The organism is Sphingomonas sp. SORGH_AS_0789, from assembly GCF_031453055.1.
Classification (GTDB): domain Bacteria; phylum Pseudomonadota; class Alphaproteobacteria; order Sphingomonadales; family Sphingomonadaceae; genus Sphingomonas.
Genome location: NZ_JAVIYV010000001.1, coordinates 2,295,123 through 2,314,330, shown reverse-complemented (window position 1 = coordinate 2,314,330; position 19,208 = coordinate 2,295,123). Strand labels below are relative to the sequence as shown.

Annotated in this window: 18 protein-coding genes; 12 read left to right on the top strand and 6 right to left on the bottom strand. The window is 67.0% G+C overall.

The window, feature by feature from the left end; translation table 11 throughout:
- Positions 1-59: 59 nt before the first annotated feature.
- Both QE360_RS10665 and QE360_RS10660 read right to left on the bottom strand, forming a co-directional pair.
- Entirely contained in the window at positions 60-1,196 is a 1,137-nt protein-coding gene (locus tag QE360_RS10665; protein WP_309701420.1) for a glycosyltransferase, read from the bottom strand.
- A 233-nt stretch (positions 1,197-1,429) separates the two neighbouring features.
- Positions 1,430-2,290, bottom strand: coding sequence for an alpha/beta hydrolase (locus QE360_RS10660; RefSeq protein ID WP_309701418.1), 861 nt, complete (start codon positions 2,288-2,290; stop codon positions 1,430-1,432).
- Between the two features lie 37 nt (positions 2,291-2,327).
- Here QE360_RS10660 and QE360_RS10655 point away from each other — a divergent pair, with 37 nt between their 5' ends.
- Together QE360_RS10655 and astD are read left to right on the top strand one after the other, a co-directional pair.
- On the top strand, positions 2,328-3,704 hold the full coding sequence (locus tag QE360_RS10655; RefSeq protein ID WP_309701416.1) for a protein adenylyltransferase SelO family protein: 1,377 nt from the start codon (positions 2,328-2,330) through the stop codon (positions 3,702-3,704).
- Between the two features lie 10 nt (positions 3,705-3,714).
- Positions 3,715-5,121, top strand: a complete 1,407-nt coding sequence (gene astD / locus QE360_RS10650) for a succinylglutamate-semialdehyde dehydrogenase (RefSeq protein WP_309701413.1) — start codon at positions 3,715-3,717, stop codon at positions 5,119-5,121.
- A 42-nt stretch (positions 5,122-5,163) separates the two neighbouring features.
- On the opposite strand, the gene QE360_RS10645 is transcribed toward astD, so the two are convergent.
- Positions 5,164-8,151 (bottom strand): TonB-dependent receptor domain-containing protein, encoded by a 2,988-nt coding sequence (locus QE360_RS10645; protein ID WP_309701411.1) that lies wholly within the window; start codon positions 8,149-8,151, stop codon positions 5,164-5,166.
- A gap of 218 nt (positions 8,152-8,369) precedes the next feature.
- On the opposite strand from QE360_RS10645, the gene cobA reads away from it, so the two are divergent.
- Genes cobA through QE360_RS10620 form a run of 5 tightly spaced genes read left to right on the top strand, consistent with a single transcriptional unit; the run spans position 8,370 to position 12,281 of the window.
- Positions 8,370-9,161, top strand: coding sequence for a uroporphyrinogen-III C-methyltransferase (cobA, locus tag QE360_RS10640; protein ID WP_309701410.1), 792 nt, complete (start codon positions 8,370-8,372; stop codon positions 9,159-9,161).
- Entirely contained in the window at positions 9,158-9,454 is a 297-nt protein-coding gene (locus QE360_RS10635; protein ID WP_309701408.1) for a DUF2849 domain-containing protein, read from the top strand. The genes cobA and QE360_RS10635 overlap by 4 nt, the downstream gene beginning before the upstream one ends.
- 11 nt (positions 9,455-9,465) lie before the next feature.
- Positions 9,466-11,091, top strand: a complete 1,626-nt coding sequence (locus tag QE360_RS10630) for a nitrite/sulfite reductase (RefSeq protein ID WP_307100262.1) — start codon at positions 9,466-9,468, stop codon at positions 11,089-11,091.
- A complete protein-coding gene (locus tag QE360_RS10625) occupies positions 11,084-11,542 on the top strand; it encodes a DUF934 domain-containing protein (RefSeq protein WP_309701405.1) in 459 nt (152 codons plus the stop codon). Before QE360_RS10630 ends, QE360_RS10625 begins: the two co-directional genes overlap by 8 nt.
- Complete coding sequence (locus tag QE360_RS10620; RefSeq protein WP_309701403.1) at positions 11,535-12,281, top strand: phosphoadenylyl-sulfate reductase; 747 nt, start codon at positions 11,535-11,537, stop codon at positions 12,279-12,281. Before QE360_RS10625 ends, QE360_RS10620 begins: the two co-directional genes overlap by 8 nt.
- 159 nt (positions 12,282-12,440) lie before the next feature.
- Here QE360_RS10620 and QE360_RS10615 read toward each other — a convergent pair whose 3' ends face one another.
- Positions 12,441-13,934, bottom strand: a complete 1,494-nt coding sequence (locus QE360_RS10615; protein ID WP_307100268.1) for a replicative DNA helicase — start codon at positions 13,932-13,934, stop codon at positions 12,441-12,443.
- A 97-nt stretch (positions 13,935-14,031) separates the two neighbouring features.
- Here QE360_RS10615 and QE360_RS10610 point away from each other — a divergent pair, with 97 nt between their 5' ends.
- From QE360_RS10610 to QE360_RS10600, 3 genes are read left to right on the top strand one after another with little or no spacing between them, the layout of a single operon-like run.
- Positions 14,032-14,514, top strand: a complete 483-nt coding sequence (locus tag QE360_RS10610; protein ID WP_307100270.1) for a UPF0262 family protein — start codon at positions 14,032-14,034, stop codon at positions 14,512-14,514.
- Complete coding sequence (locus QE360_RS10605; RefSeq protein WP_309701400.1) at positions 14,514-15,188, top strand: GH25 family lysozyme; 675 nt, start codon at positions 14,514-14,516, stop codon at positions 15,186-15,188. The genes QE360_RS10610 and QE360_RS10605 overlap by 1 nt, the downstream gene beginning before the upstream one ends.
- Positions 15,185-15,643 carry a cytidine deaminase gene (locus tag QE360_RS10600; protein WP_309701397.1) on the top strand — a complete coding sequence of 153 codons (459 nt, stop codon included), beginning with the start codon at positions 15,185-15,187 and terminating at the stop codon, positions 15,641-15,643. The genes QE360_RS10605 and QE360_RS10600 overlap by 4 nt, the downstream gene beginning before the upstream one ends.
- Before the next feature lie 130 nt (positions 15,644-15,773).
- Here QE360_RS10600 and QE360_RS10595 read toward each other — a convergent pair whose 3' ends face one another.
- Positions 15,774-16,553: a MerR family transcriptional regulator gene (locus tag QE360_RS10595; protein ID WP_309701395.1), complete on the bottom strand. Its 780-nt coding sequence runs from the start codon at positions 16,551-16,553 to the stop codon at positions 15,774-15,776.
- Positions 16,554-16,666: 113 nt separating this feature from the next.
- Between QE360_RS10595 and dcd the strand changes: the two genes are divergently transcribed.
- Positions 16,667-17,221 carry a dCTP deaminase gene (dcd, locus tag QE360_RS10590; protein WP_007405039.1) on the top strand — a complete coding sequence of 185 codons (555 nt, stop codon included), beginning with the start codon at positions 16,667-16,669 and terminating at the stop codon, positions 17,219-17,221.
- A gap of 74 nt (positions 17,222-17,295) precedes the next feature.
- Positions 17,296-18,204 (top strand): LysR family transcriptional regulator, encoded by a 909-nt coding sequence (locus tag QE360_RS10585; RefSeq protein WP_309701393.1) that lies wholly within the window; start codon positions 17,296-17,298, stop codon positions 18,202-18,204.
- 5 nt (positions 18,205-18,209) lie between these two features.
- Here QE360_RS10585 and QE360_RS10580 read toward each other — a convergent pair whose 3' ends face one another.
- Complete coding sequence (locus QE360_RS10580; RefSeq protein ID WP_309701392.1) at positions 18,210-19,208, bottom strand: bile acid:sodium symporter family protein; 999 nt, start codon at positions 19,206-19,208, stop codon at positions 18,210-18,212.

Sequence of the window (19,208 nt, the reverse complement as noted above, 5' to 3'; positions counted from 1 at the left end):
TAGGATCGCTTAGCGAGCGGGAATTAACGGCACGGCCCGGTACGACGCTCCATGGCGGATCAGCCGAGCGCGCCCGGTCGGCCCAGCACCTTTTCGTACAGGGCCTTGTAGCGCGCGACCATCAGGCTTTCGTCGAATTCGGCCCGCGCCCGCGCCTGGTTGGCCGCGCCCGCCGCCGCGCGGTGATCGGGATTGAGGATCAGCGCCTGGATCACGTCGCGCAGGCGCACCTCGTTGGGATGGTCGGTGATGAACGGCTGATTGGCCTCCGACACCATCGACGCCACGTCGCCCACCGGCAGCGAGGCGATGGGCAGGCCCGCCGCCATCCCCTCCAGCACCGAGATCGGCGCCTGTTCGGACAGCGAGGACAAAGCGACGATGTCGAAATGCCGGATGAAGCGATAGGGGCGGTCGAGAAAGCCCGGCATGACCAGCCGGTCGGCGATGCCCATCGCGGCGGCGGCCTGCTGGATGGTCGCGCGCTCCGGCCCCTCGCCCACGATCACCAGCCGGAAGCGCCCGGCGATGCCGCCCATCGCGCGGACCAGCATCGGCAGGTTCTTGACGACGCGCAGGCCCGCCAGCGCGCCGACGACCACCTCCTTGGGCTGGCGGACGAAGCCGGGGATCGCCTTGGGCTCGGGGTCGCGGGCATAGAGCGCGGTGTTGATGCCGTTGGGGATGCGATGCACCCGCTCGGCGGGCTGTTTCCAGGTGGTGCGCGCAATCCCCTCCAGCACATGGCTGGGCACCGCCAGCGCATCCGCCGCCGACAGGGCGATGCGGCGATAGATGTTGCGCTCCAGCTTCAACCCGCGCGCCTCGTCGGCGTTGAACCCGTCCTCGTGATGGACCAGCGGCGGCGCGCCCTTGGCATAGACGCGGCGCGCCATCACCCCGTCGATCGCCCCCCAATTATAGGTCAGCACCAGATCGAAGCGGCGCATATAGGCCGCGATCGCCTCGTAACGCTTGACCGAGGGCTTGCCGGTCAGCGGCGGCGCATCCTGCGCGATCTCGTAGCGGATCCCCCTGGCGATCGCATCGCGCGCGCCGAGTTCGTCGGGCAGCCCCGAGACGATGGTGTGCTTCGCGGCATCGCCGAACGCATTCATCAGCGCGACCGCCCGCGCCTCCTTGCCGCCCAGCGAGAAAGAGGAATGCAGGTGGAGGATGTGGAGCGAACGGGCCATGCCCGCCGGATTAGCGGGCATCGGGAAAGTTGAAAACCACTCGCGCCGCCCAGCACTCGTCTTTTCCCGAACAACCAAGCGTCGTCGCGATCGTCAGTCCCTGCCCCGACCATGCACCACCCCGGCGAAGGCCGGGGTCCAGTTGCGGCACGACGGGATCGGATCAGCAGTGCTTACCCAACTGGATCCCGGCCTTCGCCGGGATGGTGCTGCCGGGTTTTGAAAGCGCCCCCCTAACCCGCCACCCGGTCGAGCAACCGGCCGATCCCCGCAAGCGCCTCCGGCTCGGTCAGCAGCGGCGTGTGGCCAACGCCCGGCACCGTCACCAGCTCGGACGGCGACAGGCGCGCCGCCATGCGCGCCGCCACGCCCGCGCTCAATATGTCCGACCGCTCGCCGCGCACGACTAGCGTCGGCACGCCGTTCAACGCGTCGAGCGCGGCCCACATATCGGGTCCGCCCTCGGTATTGGGCACGCGGAACGGCTCGGCGATCTTCAGGTCATAATCGAGGACGATCCGCCCCGCACTGGTCAGGCGGTGGGTGCGCTTGGCCATGGCCAGCCAGTCCTCGACGCCCCAGCCGGGATAGATGTCCTCATTGGTTTCCTGGACGCAGCGCGCGGCGTGGAGCCAGGTCGGGAAGCTCTGCCCCCTGCCGACATAGCCGCGAATGCGCGCCAGTCCCGCCGCCTCGATCTCCGGCCCGATATCGTTGAGCACCGCGCCCGCCAGCCGCCCGCGCGCGGTCGCCGCCAGCACCATGGTCACGATCCCACCCAGCGAGGTGCCGACCGCGACGAACCGGCCGATGCCCAGTTCGTCCAGCATCGCCTCGACATCCTGGACATAGGTGAGCGGCACATAGCTCATCGGGTCCTTGGCATAGGCGCTCTCGCCCCGCCCCCGGAAACTGACCGCGATCACCCGCGCGCGGCCCGCCAGCGCCTCGGCCAGCCCTTCGAAATCGCGCGCGTTGCGGGTCAGGCCGGGCAGGCAGATGACGGGGGGCAGCGCGTCCGACCCCGGATAGTCCCGTGCGTGGAGCCGCAGCCCGTCTTTCGACCACCAATAACGATTCTCATAGGCCGTCATGCTTGAAGGTCCTCCGGTGCCGCCTCCATATCGCGGCATGCCCGTTTCCCCGCAAGCCTATCGCCCCGCCCGCGCCCTGACCGGGATCGCCGACATCCTCGCCGATCCGGTGGCGCCCGCCGACTTTCCGCAGACCATCCTGCGCTTCCGCAACGACAGGGCGGCGGCGGAGATCGGGCTGGACACGCTGACCGACGACGAATGGATCGCGCATCTCGGCCGGTTCCAGCCGCTGCCCGACACGCTGCCCGGCCCGGTCGCGCTGCGTTATCACGGGCACCAGTTCCGCCAGTATAATTCCGACCTGGGCGACGGGCGCGGCTTCACCTTCGCGCAGATGACCGCGACCGATGGCCGGCTGCTCGAACTCGGCACCAAGGGGTCGGGGCAGACGCCGTACAGCCGGTTCGGCGATGGTCGCCTGACGCTGAAGGGCGGGGTGCGCGAAATCCTGGCGACCGAGATGCTGGAGGCGCTGAACGTCCCCACCTCGCGCACGCTGTCGCTGATCGAGACCGGCGAGGCGCTGCACCGGGGCGACGAACCCTCCCCCACCCGCTCGGCGGTGATGGTGCGGATGAGCCATGGCCATATCCGCATCGGCAGTTTCCAGCGGCTCGCCTTCGAGCGCGACGAGGCCGGGATGAAGCGGCTGGTCGCCTATGCCCTGCGTCACTTCTATGGCGAGGATTCGGATGATCCCGTCCGGCTGCTGACGTGGGTGGCGGAGCGGACCGCGACCCTGGCCGCGCGCTACATGGCCGCCGGTTTCGTCCATGGCGTGCTGAATTCGGACAATATCAACGTCACGGGCGAGAGCTTCGACTATGGTCCATGGCGGTTCGCCCCGGTCTGGGACCCCGAATTCACCGCCGCCTATTTCGACCAGAGCGGCCTCTATGCGCTGGGCCGTCAGCCCGAGGCGATCCAATGGGACGTAATGCAGCTCGCCTCCAGCCTGCGCCTGATCGCCGAGAGCGAGCCGCTGATCGCGGCGCTCGACGGCTTTGCCACCACCTATCAGACGGCGATCGTCGCGGCGATCCTCTGGCGGCTGGGCGTCACCCCGCGCGAGGCCACCGAGGACCGCGCGCTGATCCAGACGTTCGAGCGCGCGCTGCGCACCAGCCAGGCCTCGATCGACCGGACCTATTTCGACCTGTTCGGCGGGTCGGTGCCCGATCATTATGACGAGACGTGGGACGCACTCCGCGACCTGATCGAGCCCTATGCGCCGCGACGCGCCCGCGATCACGCCTATTGGCAGGGCTCGCCCGAATCGATGCTGATCGACGAGGTCGAGGCGATCTGGGCGCCCATCGCCGAGCGGGACGACTGGACGCCGCTCTACGACAAGGTGGAGCGGATTCGCGCGATGGGCGCGGCGCTTGCCGGGGGTCCCGGCACGGCCTAGCCTCGCCGCCATGACCCAGTTCCTGTCGACCCATGAGCCCGCCACCGGCGCGCTGATCGCCCAATTGCCGATCGGGGATGCCACGCACGAAGTCGCCGCCGCGCGTGCCGGATGGCCGGGCTGGGCGGCCACCCCGCTGGCGGAGCGGATCGCCACGCTCCGCCGCTTTGCCGAGCTGGTGCGGGAGCGCGCCGCAGCCTTTGCCGAGCTGATCGCGCGCGAAACCGGTAAGCCGCTGTGGGAGGCCACGACCGAGGTCGACACCGTGGTCGCCAAGGTCGCCATCTCGATCACCGCGCAGGCCGAGCGTGCGGGCGAGCGCTTCACCGACCAGCCGGGCGGCGGGCGCATGGCGCTGCGCCACCGGCCGCACGGGGTGCTGGCGGTGCTGGGGCCGTATAATTTCCCGGCGCACCTGCCCAATGGCCATATCGTCCCCGCGCTCCTCGCCGGGAATGCGGTGGTGTTCAAACCCTCCGAAAAGACGCCCGCGACGGGGGCGTTCCTGGTCGAATGCTATCATGCGGCGGGCGTGCCGGACGGGGTCGTGCGGCTGCTGGTCGGCGGACCCGACCAGGGGCGGGCGCTGGCGGGGCATGAGGGTATCGACGGGCTGCTCTTCACCGGATCGGCGCGCACCGGCATCGCGCTCAACCGCCAGTTCGCCGAGCGGCCGGAAAAGATCCTCGCGCTGGAGATGGGCGGCAACAACCCGATCCTTGTCTGGGACGATCCCGACCCGGATGCCGCCGCCGCGCTGATCGTCCAGTCGGCCTTCACCACCGCTGGACAGCGCTGCACGGCGGGGCGGCGGCTGATCGTCGAGGATCGGCTTTACGATCCGGTGATGGCGGCGCTAACCCGGCTGACCGACCGACTGATCGTCGGCGCGCCGCATGATGACCCGGCACCCTTCATGGGGCCGGTGATCGACAATGCGGCGGCCGATCATCTTCTCGCACGGGCCGACGAGTTGATCGCGAGCGGCGCGGCGGTCGTCCGCCCGCTGGCGCGTCTTACCCCCGGCCTGCCGCTGCTGACCCCCGCGATCCTCGACGTGACCGATGCGACGGAGCGGCCCGATGACGAGCTGTTCGGCCCGATCCTGCAGGTTTCGCGCGCGCAGGATTTCGGGCAGGCGATCGAACAGGCCAACGCCACCCGCTACGGCCTGTCCGCCTCGCTGATTTCGCCCTCGCGCGAGCGGTACGAACAATTCTGGACCGGCATCCGCGCCGGGATCGTCAACTGGAACCGCCCGACCAACGGCGCGGCGTCGAGCGCGCCGTTCGGGGGCATCGGCTGGTCGGGCAATCACCGCCCCAGCGCCTATTACGCCGCCGACTATTGCGCCTATCCGGTCGCCAGCGCCGAGACCGACCATATCACCGCCGCGATCCCGGTCGGTCTTCGCTGAACAGGAAAATGGCCCGGAACCAGGGTTCCGGGCCATCCCCGATCAGAAGCGGGCGGAAATGCCGACCCGCAGGGTCCGTCCCCGTACCGTGTAATAGGCCGGGAAGGTGTTGAAGTACGATCCGCTCGAAGCCGTCGCGGCATCGCCGATCAGCGGCGGATCCTTGTCGAAGATGTTCTGGACGTTGAAGCGTACGTCGATCCCCTTCACCAGCGTGACATTGGTGTTGAAGTCGAAATAGCTATAGGCCGGAATCCGCTGGACCAGCGGATAGGTCTCACCCGCCTTGGCAGCCAGCACCGAGTTCTTCGAGAGCTTCGCATTGCTGGTGCCCCCCACATAGCGCCAGGTGAACCCGACGCCGCCCTTGATCCATGGCAACTGCCAATTCACTCCGGCGACATGGCGCCAGCGCGGCATCGGATCAACGCAGGCGAAGCCGAAATAGCCCAGGCACGACCAGGGTGTGTTGCCCGGTGCGAACTGCCGCTCATATTTGGTAGTCAGCGTTCCGTTGAAGTTCAGGCCGAAGGTGCCGATGTTGTCGGCAATCCCCAGACGTTTCGGATCGAGCGCATAGTTGGCCCCGAAGTCGATACCCCGCGTCTTGGTATAGCCGGAGTTGTTGTACCGCGCATCGGCGACGAGCAGCTGCCCGGACTGCGGGTCACGCTTGTAGAACTGGCAGAAGAACTCGACCTTGTTGTTGTAACATTGGTCGAAAGCCATACCGATCCGCGTCCATTCGAAGGCGCCACGGATATCGATGTCATACCAGTCGACGGTGGCGGACAGACCGGGGATGCCGCGCGGTTGCAGCACCACGCCCAGCGTCTTGCTGCGCGAACGTTCGGGTTGCAGCCCGGGATTGCCGCCATTGACCAGGGTCGTCGGGCAATAGCCCTGTGAATTGCATCCCGTATAGCTGGTCAGCGCGTCATATTGTGCTCGTGTCATGCCGATCGAGCACTGATCGAAGGTGTAACGCTGGACAGTGTTGGCGCCGCTGGACGCACGGGGCGGGGCGCACAGGTCGAGCATCAGCGAATTGGGATAGCGATTCTCGCCTTCCAGCCGCGGGAGCACGCCGACCCGCACCGCGCGGTTATAGCTGCCCCGGAAGCGGATGCCGTCCACGGGGGCCCAGCTCGCCTCCGCCTTCCAGCTATGCACCAGCGACTGATAGACGTCGTAATCGGAAATCCGATAGCCGCCATTGACGCTGAGTTCCTTGAAGAAGGGCTTGTTCTCGATCAGCGGGATATCGATTTCGCCGCCCAGTTCCTTCACGCTGGTCCGGCCGTCAAACGTCGTGAAGTTCGACCAGGCGCCCATCCCCTTCGACTGGTTGCGATATTTGCGATATTCGCCGGTGATCGCAAAGCCGACGCCGCTTTCGGCAAACGGGCTTTTGATCCCGTAATCCTCCAGCGTGCCCGACACGATGGCGTTGATGACCTGCAGATCGTTCTGCTGGCGGCGGCTGCCATCGGTGGTCAGATAATTATAGACCGCGTCGCTGACCGGCGAGTTGACCGAGAAGGCATCGACCGGCTGGCAGGTCGGATCGCTTCCGTCGATCTTGGACAGACAGGTCGGAACGCCGTTGACGTTACGGACCTGAAGACCGCGCCCCATACGGGTTTCCTGGTCCGCTGCCGGCAGATGGTCCGCATAGCCCCGCATGATGTTGCGGGTCTGCTGATAGCTGAGCTCGAAGCGGATCTTGTCGACGATCATGCCCGACAGATTCAACGATCCGCGCCAATCGGCCGTGGTGTTGCGGAAGTTCTGGATCATGCCCGGCCGGAACAGCGACACCGCAATCGGATCGCTGAGCGCCGTCGTGCCCGCCGCCGCGCCGCAGATCACCTGGGCCTGCTGCTGCCCCAGGAAGGGATTGTCGCAGTTGACGCGGGCGCTGGGCGTCCAGATGCCGCCATCGATCGAATTGGCGCCACGCTCGACGATGCTGCTATACAGGAAGCTGCCGTTCAGCCGCATGCCCGCCGGCAGGTCGGCGGTCAGGAAGCCGCCGACATTGACCTGCTCGTTGCGACGCTGGACCGCGTCGACACGCTGGATGCGCTGCTCGTCCTGCACGTCATAGGCGCGGAAGCTACGCGAACCATCGCGTGCGTTGGTGAGGTCCTGGTTGTTGATCCCGAAATAGCTGTACGGATTGTAGGTCGTGCCGTTGCACGTCCACTTGGTGTTGCCTGCCTCCACCTTGTTCGGGTCGAACATCAGCAGCGGACAGTTGGTCGTGTCCAGATTGCGGTACTGGATCGGGTCGGCGCGCTTGTAGGTGGCGAAGGCGCTGAGATTGACCTTGTCGTCCAGGAACGAATGCCCGGCCGCCAGCGACGCATAGTAATTGCCGCCGCCCAGATAGCTGCCGCGCGGATAGGTGTAGCCCGCTTCCTGCGCCACCTTGGCCAGCAACGGATTGTTGTTGTTGTGGTTGAAGCCGCTGACCTCGCCATCGAAGGCGATGCCGTTGAACTTGCGCTTCACGATGAAGTTGACGACACCCGCGATCGCGTCCGAACCATAGACCGCCGATGCGCCGCCGGTCATGATGTCGATCCGCTCGATCAGCGCGCCGGGGACGATATTGACGTCATTGTCCATCCGCTGCCCGTTGAGCAGCGTCAGGGTACGGCCCGCCCCCAGACTGCGCAGGCCGACCGGCGCCGCGCCGGAGTCCCAGCTCTGGCCCTGAAGTCCCAGCATCGGCGTGACCTGCGGCAGTTGCGCCAGCGCGTCCTCGACGCGGGCGAGCCCCCGCTCCTTCAGATAGGTGGCGTCGATCGTGGTGATCGGCGCATTGCTTTCCATGTTCGGCCGCACGATGCGCGTGCCCGTGACGATCACGTCGCCGAGATCGACCTTTTCCTGCTTGGCGTCGATCCTGTCGGTCGATGCCGCCACACCCGTGACGACGGAGGCCTCGGTCTTCGCCTTGTCGTCGTCACCCGCCTGAGTCGTTTGCGCCGACGCAACCCCCGTCCACGCCAGCGCAATCAAGGATGCGCCAATCCCCATTCTGGAGCAATATGATGTCTTCATTGCCACTCCCCCCATCAGCTTCTTCTACTTTTGTCCACCAAAGCACATCCAAATGCGAATCACAAATATAATATACTATCGGTCCGATCCCTCCCTGGGCGGCACCCAAGCTGATCTACCCCTGTCCCAAGCATCGCTCGGTTGTGGCAGGCGCGGAGCGGGCGCACATGGGCATCATGGCTAGTCTCCTCGATCCCGCCGCGCGTGGACGCGTGATCCTTGTCGGTGCAGGCCCCGGCGATCCGGGCCTGCTGACGGTTCGCGCGGTCGAGGCGCTGAAACAGGCCGATGTCGTCGTGCATGACGGGCTGATCGATCCGCGCGTGCTCGACATCGCGCCCGGCACGGCACAGCGCATTTCGGTGGCCAAGCGGCGCGCGCGGCACACCCTGTCGCAGGACGCGATCAACGCGCTGATCGTCGCGCACGTCAAGACCGGCGCGATCGTCGTCCGGCTGAAGGGCGGCGACCCCTTCATCTTCGGCCGCGGCGGCGAAGAGGTGGAGGCGGTGCGCGCCGCCGGCCTGCGCGTCGAGGTGATTCCCGGTGTCTCGGCCGCGCTCGGCTGCGCGGCGGAGGCGATGCTGCCGCTGACGCACCGCGATCATGCCTCGGCGGTGTCCTTCGTCGCGGGCCAGTGCAAGGGGCTGACCGATCAGGACTGGTCGGGGCTGGCGGGCCAGGGCCGGACGCTCGTCATCTATATGGGCGTCGCGACCGCCAACGGCATCGCCGACAAGCTGATGGCGGACGGCGTCGCCCCCGACATGCCGGTCGCGGTGCTGGAGCGCGGCACGCTGGAGGGCCACCGCGCGATTCGTACCCTGCTCGCCGATCTCGGCCCGATGGTGGATCGCGAAAAGGTTCAGAGCCCGGCGATCATCGTCGTGGGCGAGGTGGTCGAATTGTCGGATGCCGAGGACAAGCTGGCGCGTTGGGCCCGCGTGGCGGAAGGAATGAGCGCATGAAGCTGTTGACGGGCAATGATCTGGCGACCGGCGATGTCGTCTGGTGGACAGGGCGCGACTGGTCGCGCCATATCGAGGATGCGGTCGATGTCGGCGCATCCGGCGAGGCGATCCTGCGCGCCGAGGAAGGTGCGCGCCGGGTCAACGTCCCCTATCTGATCGACGCCGAGGCGACCGGGCAAGGCCCCCGTCCCGCGCATATCAAGGACCGTATCCGCGCGCTCGGCCCCACGGTGCGCCCCGACCTGACGCTGAAGCCCGCCGATGCCGATGCCGGCGCCTGGATCATTTGAGAGAATAGCGCATGTATCGTTACGACGAATATGACCAGAGCATCGTCGATGCCCGTGTCGAGGAGTTTCGCGACCAGGTGGAACGCCGCCTGTCGGGCGCGCTGACCGAGGATCAGTTCAAGCCGCTGCGGCTGATGAACGGGCTCTATCTTCAGCTTCACGCCTATATGCTGCGCGTCGCGGTGCCCTATGGCACGCTGGACAGCCGCCAGATGCGGATGCTGGGCCATATCGCGCGCAAATATGATCGCGGCTACGGCCATTTCACCACGCGGCAGAACATCCAGTATAACTGGATCAAGCTGGCCGACGCGCCCGACATCCTGGCCGAGCTGGCGACCGTGCAGATGCATGCCATCCAGACGTCGGGCAACTGCATCCGCAACATCTCGTCCGACCAGTTTGCGGGCGCGGCCGCCGATGAAGTCACCGATCCGCGCCCCTGGGCCGAATTGCTGCGGCAATGGTCGACCTTCCACCCCGAATTCACCTATCTGCCGCGCAAGTTCAAGATCGCGGTGATCGCCGCGGACGAGGATCGCGCGGCGATGCGGCTGCACGATATCGGCATCCAGCTCCTGGAGCGCGACGGCGTGCTGGGCGCGAAGATCTTCGTCGGCGGCGGCATGGGCCGCACTCCGATGATCGCGCATGAGGTGAAGGACTTCATCACCGCCGACCATCTGATGAGCTATCTGGAGGCGTGCCTGCGGGTCTATAACCGCTATGGCCGTCGCGACAATATCTACAAGGCGCGGATCAAGATCCTTCTGCACGAGATCGGCGTCGACGCCTATCGCGACCAGGTGGAGGCGGAATTCGCCGCGATCCGCGAGCTGGGCATCGACCCGCCCGTGGCCGAACTGGCGCGGATCACCGCGATGTTCGCCGGACCGGACTTTGCCAGCGACGCGCCCGATAGCGTGGACCGGTCCGATCCCGACTTCGCGGTCTGGCTCGACCAGAATGTCGCACGCCACAAGCAGCCCGGCCATGCCATCGTCACGATCAGCCTGAAGCCGATCGGCGGGATTCCCGGCGACGCCTCCGCCGACCAGATCGACCTGATGGCCGACTTGGCCGAGCGTTACGGCCATGACGAACTGCGCGTCACCCATGCCCAGAACATCGTCCTGCCGCATGTCCGCAAGGCCGACCTGCACGCCATCTGGACCGCGCTTCGCGATGCCGGGCTGGCCGAGGCCAATCTCGACCTGATCTCGGACATCATCGCCTGCCCCGGCCTGGATTATTGCAGCCTGGCCAATGCCCGCTCGATCCCGCTGGCGCAGAAGATCGGCGAGCGTTTCGCCGGGCGGCAGCGCGAGCTGGGCGAGTTGAAGCTGAAGATCTCGGGCTGCATCAACGCCTGCGGCCACCATCACGCCGGGCATATCGGCATCCTGGGCGTCGACAAGAAGGGCACCGAAAACTATCAGCTGCTGCTCGGCGGGTCGGGCGCGGAGGACGTGTCGCTCGGCAAGATCACCGGCCCCGGTTTCGACGAGGACGGTGTCGTCGATGCGATCGAGCGCGTGACCGACCGTTACGTCCAGCTTCGCGAGGGCGGTGAACGCTTCCTCGACACCTATCGCCGCGTCGGCATGCAGCCGTTCAAGGAAGCCATTTATGGTTGATCCGATCACCGTGAACACCGATGCGGGCGAGACGCTGCTGCGCTTTCGCGACGATGTAGCGCATGACGAACCGGCGGTGACGCTGGACGCGTTCCTGGGCCAGACCAACGCCACCGCCGTCCGGCTGGAGGCGGGCGACGATGCCCGTGCCCTTCTCCCGCATCTGGGGCAGATCGCTTTGGTCGAGATCAGTTTCCCGACCTTCCGCGACGGGCGTGGCTATTCGGCGGCGCGGATTCTGCGCGAGGCAGGGTTCGAGGGCGAACTCCGCGCGGCGGGCGATGTGCTGGTCGACCAGATCCCGCATATGCGCCGCTGCGGCTTCGACAGCTTCGCGCCCGAAAAGCCGGTCGATGCGGCGACGCTGACGAAACTGCTCGCCCTTTATCCGCAACCCTATCAAAAGGCCGCCGACACCCGCGTGCCGGTGTGGAAGCGGCGCCATGGCTGAGCGGTCGCTCGACCGGATCGACGTTCGGCCGGCTTACACGGCGGAGGACGCTGCGGCTTATGAAGCGCGCTTCGCGGGCGTGGCTGCGCCCGAGATGCTGCGCACCCTGCTGACCGGCGAGCTGCGCGGACAGATCGCGGCGGTGTCGTCCTTCGGCACCGAGTCCGCCGTGCTGCTCCACATGGTGGCGCAGGCCGATCCCGCGACGCCGGTGGTCTTCACCGACACGCTGAAGATGTTTCCCGAGACGCTGGCGTATCGCGACACGCTAGTCGCGCGGCTGGGCCTGCTCGACGTGCGCGTCATCCAGCCCGACCTGGCGCTGCTGGCGGCGAAAGACCCGGAGGGCATCCGCCATGGCTATGACCCCGATGGCTGCTGCGACCTGCGCAAGGTCGAGCCGCTGGCGCGCGGCCTCGCCCCGTTCGAGGCCTGGATTTCGGGTCGCAAGGGCTTCCAGGCGGGCACCCGCCACGCCCTGCCCCGGTTCGAGGTCGAGGATGGCCGGTTGAAGCTCAACCCGCTGGCGGATTGGGACAAGGCGGCGCTGGACGGCTATTTCGCCGAACACGACCTGCCGCGCCATCCACTGGAGGCACAGGGCTATCTTTCGATCGGCTGCGCGCCCTGCACCAGCAAGGTCAAGCCCGGCGAAGACCCGCGTGCGGGGAGATGGCGCGGGTTCGACAAGGTAGAATGCGGCCTCCACCGGCCGGTGGAGGCCGCTCGGTCGGCCTGAGGGACTTCGATCCCTTGGCCACTCTTCCCTGCGCCGGTGTTACGCGAAAGCAATCCCAACATCCGCTCGCACTGAGCGAAGTCGAAGTGCACGCCCCGGACCATGCGGTCAGGGCTTTGCGTGGCCTTCGACTTCGCTCAGGCTGAACGGAGGTTGGAATCAATACCCCGCGAAGTCGGTGAACCGCGTGATCGTCGGGTCGAACTTCATCACCACCTTGCCGGTCGCACCGTGACGCTGTTTCGCGACGATCAGTTCGGCCAGGCCGTAGACCCGTTCCACCTCGGTCGCCCATTTCGCGTGGTCCTCGAAGACCTTGCCGTCATCGCCTTCCATCGGGCGCTTGGGCTCGCGCTGCATCATGTAATAGTCTTCGCGGAACACGAACCAGACCATGTCGGCGTCCTGCTCGATCGAGCCCGATTCGCGAAGGTCGGACAGCATCGGCCGCTTGTCCTCGCGCTGCTCGACCGCGCGGGACAGCTGCGACAGGGCCAGCACCGGCACGTTCATGTCCTTGGCCAGCGTCTTGAGCCCGCGCGAAATCTCCGAGATTTCCTGCACGCGGTTGCCCTCAGACGACTTGCCCGAGCCGGTCAGCAGCTGGAGATAGTCGACCACGACCAGCCCGATCTCGTTATTGTGCCGCCGCTGCAACCGTCGGACGCGGGTGTGCAGCGCGGAGATGGACAGGCCGCCGGTATCGTCGATGAACAGCGGCAGCTGCTCCAGTTCGGCGGCGGCGGCGGCCAGCTGCGCGAACTCGTTGCGGCTGATCTTGCCCATGCGCAGCGCCTCGGAGCTGATCCCCGACTGTTCGGCCAGGATACGCGTCGCCAGCTGGTCGGCGGACATTTCGAGGCTGAAGAACGCGACCTTGGCACCGACCGACTCGGACGGCGGGATGCCGTCCTGCATGTCGCGCATCCAGCGCCGCGCGGCGTTGAACGCGATGTTGGTGGCGAGCGAGGTCTTGCCCATGCCCGGACGGCCCGCCAGGATCATCAAGTCGGAGCGGTGCATACCGCCGATCTTGGCATTGACCGAGTCCAGGCCGGTGGTGATGCCCGAGACATGGCCGCCGGAGTTCAGCGCGCGCTCGGCATTCTTGACCGCCATGGTGGTGGCCTGGGCGAAGCTCTTCACCGCATTTTCGGAGCCGCCGTCCGCCGCGACCTTGAACAGCTCGTTCTCGGCCAGCTCGATCTGCGCGCGAGGGTTCACCTCCTCCGAGGTATCCATTGCCCGGTCGACCAGCGTCCGCCCCACCGTCACCAGCGCGCGCAGCATGGCCAGGTCATAGATCTGCGTCGCGAACTGCCGCGCGCCGATCAGCCCCGCGCCCGATCCGGTCAGCTGGGCGAGATAGGCCGGGCCGCCCAGCGCCTTCATCCCCTCGTCCGCCTCGAACATCGGGCGCAGCGTGACGGGGGTCGCCAGCATGTCGGTGGCGCGCAGATTCTTGATCGCGGCGAAGACGCGGCCATGGACCGGCTCGAAGAAATGGTCCGGGTCCAGCCGGTCGACCAGATCGTCGGCCAGCCGGTTGTCGATCATCATCGCGCCCAGCAGCGCGGCCTCCGCCTCGATATTGCGGGGGAGCTGCTGCGGCTCGGCGGCGGCAGCGGTGTTCGGAAATGCGAGGGTGGCCATTTCTTCGGCGTTAGCGCGGAGTGGCGCCGGATGAAAACGCATTGCGTCGATCAGCGGGGGATTTGCGGCGCACGCGCTTCGCGACTATCCCTGCCGGATGGCCGATCCGCGGATCATATCCATCGATCTCGACGAACGCAGCCTCGGCTGGCGGTCGGCCGATGTCGAGCAGGAGCGGCGGATCGCGATCTTCGACCTGATCGAGGAAAATTATTTCGCGCCGCAACGGCCGCAGGCGGACGGCTATGCCGGGCCCTATCGGATCAAGCTGGAGTCCGAGGAAGGGCGCCTGGGCATCCATATGTACCGCGAGGACGGCACGCATATCGAGACGCTGGTGCTGGCGCTCGGCCGGTTCCGGCGGCCGATCAAGGACTATTTCGCGATCTGCGACAGCTATTACCAGGCGATCCGCGCCGCCACGCCGCAACAGATCGAGACGATCGATATGGCCCGGCGCGGCATCCATAACGACGCCGCCGAAATGCTGAAGGACAGGCTGACCGGCAAGATCGAGGTGGACTTCGATACCGCACGCCGCCTCTTCACACTGCTGTGCGTCCTGCATATCCGCAACTGATGGCGATTCTCTGGAAAATCGGCGCCGGGCTGCTCGCGCTCGGTGCGGCGGGCATGGGCGGCTGGCACTGGGCGACGCATTGGCGCCCCTCGGCCGACCATTATGCGTTGCAGGGCATCGACCTGGCCGAGAATCCCCCGCCGGTGGAGTGGCGGACGCTGCGCGCGGGCGGCGCCGACTTTGCCTATATCGTCGCCACCTCGGGCGCGGACCGCCGCGATCCCGCGTTCGAGGCGAACTGGGCCGCGCTGCCCGAGGCCGGGCTGCGGCGCGGGGCGATCCATATCTACTCGCTGTGCCAGCCCGCCGCGGCGCAGGCGGATGCCTTCAACATCTTCGTGCCGCGCGCCGGGGATGCGCTGCCCGCCGCGATCGACCTGTCCTTTCACGACGATTGCACCGCGCGGCCCGATCGCGCGACGCTGGTCGCCGACCTGACCCGGTTCGTGACGATGGTCGAGACGCATACGCGCAAGCCGGTGATGCTGCGCGTCGCCAAGCCGTTCGAGTCCGAATACAGCATCACGACCGCGTTCGATCGCCCGATCTGGGCGGTCGGCAATATGTTCAAACCCGATTATGCCGCCCGCCCCTGGCGGATGTGGCGCGCGAGCGATTTCCGCCGGGTCGAGGGGGTGGAAGGCCCCGTCAACTGGGACGTCGTCACACCATGAGCCAGATCGATCCGACCGCCGAGCGCCTGATCGCCGCCGCCCGCGCCGCCGCGCGCCACGCCCATGCGCCCTATAGCCGGTTCGCGGTGGGCGCCGCCTTGTTGATGGAGGACGGGTCGGTCATCACCGGCGCGAACTTCGAGAATGCCAGCTATGGCCTGTCGCTCTGCGCCGAGACGGTCGCGATCGCCACCGCCTCGGCCGCCGGGCGACTGCGCGAGATCGTCGCGGTCGGCGTGATCGGCGGCGCGATGGACGCGAACGGCGAGCCCACCGGCACCGCCCCGGTCGGCCCCTGCGGCCGGTGTCGGCAGGTCATCAACGAGGCCGCCCAGATGGGCGGCCGCGACCTGCCCGTCCATTGCGGCGCGGCGGAAGGCGATGCGGTGCGCAGCTATCGGCTGTCCGAATTGCTGCCGGATGCCTTTGGTCCGGCGGATCTGGGGATCGGCTGAATTTCGCGCGACGCCGCGAAGACACGAAGATGTGTTCGCGCAGAGGCGCAGAGAAGACGTTCCAGCCCTGCCTGCCTCATCGCCATGAGCGGATGCCCCCTTATCTTCGCCTCCGCGCGAACACTTCGCCTCAGTTGCCCGGCTCTTCGCCCCGCACCCGCATCGCGGCAGCGGCCGCCTGGATGAACTGCCACACATCGGCCGAAAAGCCCGGATCGGCCTGCCCATCCCACGCCGCCCGGTTCTCATGCAGCCGCGTCGCGCCCGCCCACATCTCCGGCGAGGCCACCGCGCGGAACGGCGCCAGCAGCGCGAACCATTCGCGCACAAAAGCCTGCGCCGCCTCCGAACCGGGGTCGAGCGGCAATGCGGCGGCGATCCGCTGGCCCAGATCGGCCCATTGCGCCTGATAGGCATCCTGATCGAAATCGGGGGCAAGCGTGGTCATCCGCTCGGCCCAATGGGCCTGTTCCTCCTTGGTGAAATGCTGGTCGACCACGGCCTTCCATTGGGTCGTCGTCATGCTGTTTCCCTTTCGAATCAGCGAGCAGAGCGTCGCGACGTCGATGCGCTCGCCGGCATCGATGCGGGACTGGATGGAATGAAGCAGGGTCGCCGTATCGGCCAGCACGGCGGCTTGCGCCTCGACCACCGCCAGTTGTGCCGCGACCATCGGTCCCAGCCGCGCGTCGGGCCGGTCGAGCATCCGCCCGATCGCCGCCAGCGTGAACCCGGCCCGTTTCAGCGCGACGATCGCATGCAGCCGCTCGAGTTCCCCTGCACCGAAGATGCGCCGCCCGCCCTCGCTGCGCAGCGGCCGGATCAGCCCCCGCGCCTCGTAAAAGCGCAACGCCCGGCTGCTGAGCCCCGTGGCCTTCGCGATCTCGGCAATATCCAGCATCTTCGTCATGCGGAGCAGCCTACCGCTTGACGCAACGTCAACCGCAAGCCCCATTTTGCGTTTCGGCGCTTGCCCTGTCCGGGCGATCCGGCAATGAGCGGCAACGCTTAAGGGGAATGAAGATGTCGATCCTGTCCGACCGCTGGATTCGCGAAGCCGCGCAGACCCAAGGGATGATCGAGCCCTTTGTCGAGAACCAGCGCCGCGACGGCTGTATCAGCTATGGCCTGTCCTCCTATGGCTATGACGCGCGGGTGGCGGACGAGTTCAAGATCTTCACCAATGTCGACAGTGCGGTGGTCGACCCCAAGGACTTCGCGTCGAACAGCTTCGTCGATCGCAAGACCGATGTGTGCATCATCCCGCCCAACAGCTTCGCGCTGGCGCGGACGGTCGAATATTTCCGGGTGCCGCGCGACGTGCTGGTGATCTGTCTGGGCAAGTCGACCTATGCGCGCTGCGGTATTATCGTGAACGTCACGCCGCTGGAGCCGGGTTGGGAGGGGCATGTGACGCTGGAATTTTCCAACACCACGCCGCTGCCTGCGAAAATCTATGCCAATGAAGGCGCCTGCCAGTTCCTGTTCCTGAAGGGCAACGAGCCCTGCGAGACCAGCTATGCCGACCGCGCGGGCAAATATATGGGCCAGCGCGGCGTCACCCTGCCCCGGCTGTGACCGGGCAACCGTAACGCCCCCAAAGCTCGCGGGCCTCGACCGTCGGTTGCGGCCCGGATGGCGACACGAGGACGATGATGGCCCTCATCAAGACCGGGTTGATCTATTTCGATCAGGCGATCCGCCACGGCTCGATCCGCAAGGCGGCGGAATCGCTCAACATCGCATCCTCGGCGGTCAACCGGCAGCTGTTGCAGCTCGAAGAGGAGCTGGACGTGCAGCTGTTTGTCCGCATGCCGCGCGGGATACGCCCCACCGCGGCGGGCGAGGCGTTGCTGGCCTATATCCGCCGGTGGAAGCGCGAAAGCGTCGCGCTGCGCCACGAGATGCTGCGGCTGCGCGGCGGCGAGCGCGGCCATATCCGGATCGCCGCCGCCGAGAGCCTGGCCGACGACCTCGTGCCGCGCACCATCGTCCGCTACAAGGAACGCTTCCCGCTGATCGAATTCTCGCTGCTGGCGGGCGACAATCACCGGGTGAAGGCGGAATTGCTGTCCAAGGAAGCGGATGTCATCTGCGCCTTCGACCTGACGGGCACCGCGCGCACCGCGACGGTGGCGCATGTCCAGACGCCGATCGGCGTCATCACCCCGCCGGGCCATCCCCTTTCCCTGCTCGACCGAGTGACCCTGTCCGACTGCGTTCCCCATGCGGTGGTGACGCCGCATGACGACTGGCTGAAGCAGAGCGTGCTGCACGATCTGTTCGACATGAGCGACGTGCCGCTCAAGCGAGTCGCCACGGTCGAGCGGATCGATACGCTCAAGAATCTGGTGCGCGCCGGGGTCGGCATCGCCTTCCTCTCGCGCATCGGGCTGGAGCGCGAGCTGGCGGCGGGCGAACTCTGCTGGGTTCCGCTGGCCGAGGGGATCGTCCGCCCGGCCAGCGTGTCGATGCTGCTTCAACGCGGCCGGGTACTGCCCATCTATCTCAGCACCTTTGTCGACATGCTGAAGGAGGAGTTCGCCCGGCTGGGCGAATAGCCGACTTATCCCGACGCCACCGCGCCCGGCATGGCGGGCTCCGCCTCCACCGCGTCCGCCAGCCGCCGCGCGAGGAAGGCGCAGGCGATCAGCTGCAACTGGTGGAATACCATGACCGGCAGCAGGACGACGCCGACCTGCGCGGGCGGAAACAGCACGCCCGCCATCGGCACGCCCGTCGCCAGGCTCTTCTTCGACCCGCAGAAGCGCATCACGACCGCGTCCTCGGGCGCCAGCTTCATCGCCCGCGCCATCACGCCGGTCAGCACCAGCACCACCGTCAGCAGCAGCGCGCACCATCCGACGAGTTCCGCCAGCTCCAGCGCGCCGACCTGCGACCACAGCCCCTGGCTCACCGCCGCACCGAAGGCGGTATAGACGACCAGCAGGATCGATCCGCGATCGAGCGTCGTCACCATCCGCTTGCGCGCCGCGATCCACGCGCCGATCCAGGGGCGCAGCATATGCCCCGCCGCGAACGGCACCAGCAATTGCAGGACGATCGCCCGCACGCTGTCGAACGACAGCTCGACGCCCCCGGTGCCCGGAAGCAGCAGGGCGGCCAGCGCGGGCGTGACGGCGATGCCCAGCAGGTTGGACAGCGAGGCGCTGCACACCGCCGCCGCGACATTGCCGCGCGCGATCGCGGTGAAGGCGATCGAGGATTGCACGGTCGAGGGCAGCAGGGTCAGGAACAACAGGCCGGTGGCGAGGCTGGGCGACGGCAGGCCGCTGCCCGCGATGGCGAGCCCCAGCAGCGGGAACAGCACGAAGCTGGTCGCCAGGATCGCCGCATGCAACCGCCAGTGCCGCGCCCCCGCCAGCAGGGCGCTGCGCGACAGTTTCGCACCATGGACGAAGAACAGCGCGACGATCGCGGTATCGGCGGCGAGGTCGAAGACGCGCACGCCGACACCGCGCGGCGGCAGCAGCGTGGCGATCAGCACGGTCGCCAGCAGCATCAGGACATAGGGCTCGATCGTGGCGAGCAGGCGACGGATCAT

Excerpts from the sequence above, each read along its gene's own strand:
- QE360_RS10630 (WP_307100262.1), top strand. The coding sequence starts at position 9,466 with ATGTATCGTTACGACGAATATGACCAGAGCATCGTCGATGCCCGTGTC.
- QE360_RS10625 (WP_309701405.1), top strand. The coding sequence starts at position 11,084 with ATGGTTGATCCGATCACCGTGAACACCGATGCGGGCGAGACGCTGCTG.
- QE360_RS10595 (WP_309701395.1), bottom strand. The coding sequence starts at position 16,553 with ATGACGAAGATGCTGGATATTGCCGAGATCGCGAAGGCCACGGGGCTC.
- QE360_RS10610 (WP_307100270.1), top strand. The coding sequence starts at position 14,032 with ATGGCCGATCCGCGGATCATATCCATCGATCTCGACGAACGCAGCCTC.
- QE360_RS10580 (WP_309701392.1), bottom strand. The coding sequence starts at position 19,208 with ATGATCCGTCGCCTGCTCGCCACGATCGAGCCCTATGTCCTGATGCTG.
- QE360_RS10660 (WP_309701418.1), bottom strand. The coding sequence starts at position 2,290 with ATGACGGCCTATGAGAATCGTTATTGGTGGTCGAAAGACGGGCTGCGG.
- cobA (WP_309701410.1), top strand. The coding sequence starts at position 8,370 with ATGGCTAGTCTCCTCGATCCCGCCGCGCGTGGACGCGTGATCCTTGTC.
- QE360_RS10635 (WP_309701408.1), top strand. The coding sequence starts at position 9,158 with ATGAAGCTGTTGACGGGCAATGATCTGGCGACCGGCGATGTCGTCTGG.
- QE360_RS10605 (WP_309701400.1), top strand. The coding sequence starts at position 14,514 with ATGGCGATTCTCTGGAAAATCGGCGCCGGGCTGCTCGCGCTCGGTGCG.
- QE360_RS10585 (WP_309701393.1), top strand. The coding sequence starts at position 17,296 with ATGATGGCCCTCATCAAGACCGGGTTGATCTATTTCGATCAGGCGATC.
- QE360_RS10615 (WP_307100268.1), bottom strand. The coding sequence starts at position 13,934 with ATGGCCACCCTCGCATTTCCGAACACCGCTGCCGCCGCCGAGCCGCAG.
- QE360_RS10620 (WP_309701403.1), top strand. The coding sequence starts at position 11,535 with ATGGCTGAGCGGTCGCTCGACCGGATCGACGTTCGGCCGGCTTACACG.
- QE360_RS10600 (WP_309701397.1), top strand. The coding sequence starts at position 15,185 with ATGAGCCAGATCGATCCGACCGCCGAGCGCCTGATCGCCGCCGCCCGC.
- dcd (WP_007405039.1), top strand. The coding sequence starts at position 16,667 with ATGTCGATCCTGTCCGACCGCTGGATTCGCGAAGCCGCGCAGACCCAA.
- QE360_RS10665 (WP_309701420.1), bottom strand. The coding sequence starts at position 1,196 with ATGGCCCGTTCGCTCCACATCCTCCACCTGCATTCCTCTTTCTCGCTG.
- QE360_RS10655 (WP_309701416.1), top strand. The coding sequence starts at position 2,328 with ATGCCCGTTTCCCCGCAAGCCTATCGCCCCGCCCGCGCCCTGACCGGG.
- astD (WP_309701413.1), top strand. The coding sequence starts at position 3,715 with ATGACCCAGTTCCTGTCGACCCATGAGCCCGCCACCGGCGCGCTGATC.